Origin of the sequence: Holdemanella biformis DSM 3989, from assembly GCF_000156655.1 — a bacterium.
Lineage (GTDB): Bacteria > Bacillota_I > Bacilli_A > Erysipelotrichales > Erysipelotrichaceae > Holdemanella > Holdemanella biformis.
This window is the reverse complement of sequence record NZ_DS996841.1, coordinates 314,254-317,596: the sequence shown is the minus strand read 5'-3', so window position 1 is coordinate 317,596 and position 3,343 is coordinate 314,254. Positions and strand designations below refer to the sequence as shown.

Genomic DNA, 3,343 nt, shown 5'->3' with positions numbered 1-3,343 from the left:
AATAAATTATGAAAACTTTAAAAACTTTATTAACAACATTAGCAGCAGGAATTATGACATTAAGCCCAGTTATTACACTTGTGCAAGCCGTAGAAAAAACACCTACGGACTCTGTGAAAGAAGATGAAACATTAGATGTTTTAAAATCAGAAGTGAATAGAAAAAAAGAAGAAATGGAAAAGGCAAAAGCTAAATTAGATGAAGCAACACCTGTTATGGAAGAAGTATCTAAGAATTTAGAAACGGCCAAGACTTCTTATGATTTGGCAAATACTGGATTTAATAGTACAAGCCAAGAATTAAATGCTTATGTGACAAAAGAAATTACGTTAAATCAAGCGACTGTGGATGAGGCAAAAAAAGAATTGGAGGCTTTAAAAAATGAAAAGGAACGCTTGGAAAAGAAAACTGCAGATTCACAAGCAGAAAAAAATCGTTTAGAAGCAGAATACAAAGATATGCAAGCTAAATATGATGCTTTAGTAAGTGATGGAACTGTTGAAGATTTAAATGGACAAATTGAATCTCAACAACAGGCTGTTGAAATCGCAAAACAAGAATTGGCGCAAGTACAGGCTAAATATGATGAAGAGGTATCTAAATACAATGCATTAACTTCAGAAATTTCATCTTTAGAAGCTAACATTAGTCAACAACAGACAAAGGTTGATGCATTAAATGTTCAATTATCGCAAAAATTAGATTCTTTACAAAATGCTCAAGCCGTGTTGGATCAGGCACAACAAGCTTATGATGCAGCAACGGATGAAACGGTAAAAGCCCAACTTCAAAATCGTTTAGAAGAAGTTAAAACAAATTTTGAAAATGAATCTTTAGCTTATGAAGAGGCTAAAGCTAGTTTGGAAGAGGAAGAGAAAGCTTTAACACAGGCTGAATTGGATATCAAAGATGCTGAATATAATCTTCAAAATTCAATTGAAAGTTTAAACAATACTAAAAATGCATTGGCTAAAAATCAACAACAGTTAAACCAGGCTCAAACAATTATTGATGCAAAACAACAATTGTTGGATGAGGCAAATAAAAATATTGAGGAGGCGAAAAAAGAAGTAGAAGCAAAAAAATCACAGTTAGATGCGTTTGGAAAAACAACAAAAGATTTAACAGATTTAGTACAAGCCACAAAAGCAGCCTATGATGCAGTTTTAGCACAATGGAATCAAGGAAGTCTAGGATTCTATGAAAGTATTGATGATAAGCAAGCTGCAGATATTATTCAAGAAGGTGTTTTACTTGGAACAACGCATTTAGGTTCAGAATTTGATGCGACATCATTAGATGGTATGAAAAGAAGTATTCCATTGTTGTTAGAATGTAATAGATTACGTAAATTAAATGGGGTTTCCGAATTAAAAACAAGCGCGCTTATGATGGCGATTTCCCAAGTGAAAATCAATCATTCTTATAACCGAGAAGGAGAATTTGATTCACCACACACTCATTTATATGGTGGTGGAGAAAATATCGCTGCAGGATTTACTTGGAATCTAGAATCTCAAGGTCCTGGAAATGCAGATGGAGGAAGAGGACCATTTGTTGGCTGGTATAGCTGGGAAAAACAATTTATGGAAGATTTCTATAATGAACATCCAGAAGAGAAAGATAAGAACGTTTGGGAATCCATTGGAAAATATCCAGATTTATATAACAAAATTGGACATTATTTAAACATGTTGTCGGATGGCTACACAGTTACAGGAGCGGCTTATCTTCAAAGAAATGAATATGATAAGCAATGGACAACAGGTGAATTTGCCCAAGAATTCATGTCTGATACTAAGTATTTTGAACAGGGCTATGGCGTACAATCTGAGATTGATGAAAACAAAGTCTACAATACTTGTGCTGGACAAATGAGTGTTGAAGAATTCCAGAAATTATTTAATGCCTATTATGCAAACTTAAAGCAAGAGTTACAAGACAAGAAAGTCGCTTATGAAGCTGCAAAAGAAGCATTAGAAAAGCATTCAAATGACAAAGATTCATTGGAAATGCAAGAGATAATGCAGGCTTATGACTTGGCTTTGACAAAGCTAGAAAATGCACAAGATGCTAAAAAGGCTACACAAGCTAAGATTGAAAAGGCAGTACGTGAAGCAAGATATGCGAAAGATAATATTGAAGGTCTTGAGTATAATCTTGTCTTATACCAACAAGATGTTGTCGAACAAACAAAGAGCATAGAACAAGCAAAAAAAGATGTTGAGAAACAGCGACAAGCTTTGGATGTAAAAACTCGAAATGTTAATGGTATGAAAAATAGTGTGGATAATGCGAAAAATAAGGTGGATGCATTAGCAGCAATTATTGAGAATACGAAAAATACAGAAATGCAATTGAAGAATGAATTGAATCAAGCTAAGGATTTAGTGCAAAAGACTAAACTTGATTATGATTCATCTTCATCTCAATACAGTAAAGCTAATGAAGATTTAAAAACTCTTTATGCAAACAAGGCAGTCAAAGAGAATGTGCGTAATGATTTGGATTCAAGGTTAGCTGACTTAGAATCAAATAAAAATCAAGCATCAATTAATGTAGAATATTTAAATCGTTTGATTACAGATTTGAAAACAAAAAAATCTGAGATTGAAACAGTGAAGGGGACTCTAGATGCAAAACAAGATATGTTGAATGTATTAAAAACTACTTTAAATGATGATTTGCAGGCTTTAGGTGTAAATAAAGAGAAGTTTGAATCTAAATCTTTGGATGCTAAAGAATTAGAAGCAGAAGCATCTCGACTACAAGAAGTCATGTCTATGTATCATTCAATTGTGGATGGTGTATTGGCAGCACAAATGGATGGCGTGACATTCACTGGGGAAGAGCTTGCATTATTTGAAAACTTAAAATCAGCTATTGTGACATTGGACGATGCACAAAAAGTATTGAGTGAAGCCCAAGCATCCTATAATTCACAAAAACAATCTTATGCTGATTTGAAGTTGGCATTTGTGAATGCAAAACAAGCTTATAGTGAAGCTCAAAACGCATTGAATCAGTATTTACATTTAGAACAGGTAGTAGGCGTTTCAGAAAAAGTCGAAAGTGAAAATGTAATGACTGTTTCAAAGAATAGCATAGTGAATACGGGTGTTGATTTGAATACAGAATTGTATTTAGGAACATTGGTTGTAGCTGGAACAACTTATGTGTTAATCAAGAAAAAAGAAAAGGAGGTGAAAAAATAAAAGCGAAATATCATAAAAAAGTGTTCGTAAATCAACTTAAATAGTTGTTTAATACATTGAAATAGGAGGCGAAAGGGTATCTGTGTTTGACGATATTGAACCTCGTTGAAAACATGGATTCGATTTAA

General features: G+C 33.4%; 1 protein-coding gene. It reads left to right on the top strand.

The features are described 5' to 3' along the window. Positions 1 to 8 precede the first annotated feature (8 nt). Positions 9 to 3,215, top strand: coding sequence for a coiled-coil domain-containing protein (locus EUBIFOR_RS03085; RefSeq protein ID WP_003864453.1), 3,207 nt, complete (start codon positions 9 to 11; stop codon positions 3,213 to 3,215). The last annotated feature ends 128 nt before the right edge of the window (positions 3,216 to 3,343 follow it).

Bases quoted from the DNA above. Each gene is read 5' to 3' on its own strand.
- EUBIFOR_RS03085 (WP_003864453.1), top strand. From the start codon at position 9: ATGAAAACTTTAAAAACTTTATTAACAACATTAGCAGCAGGAATTATG.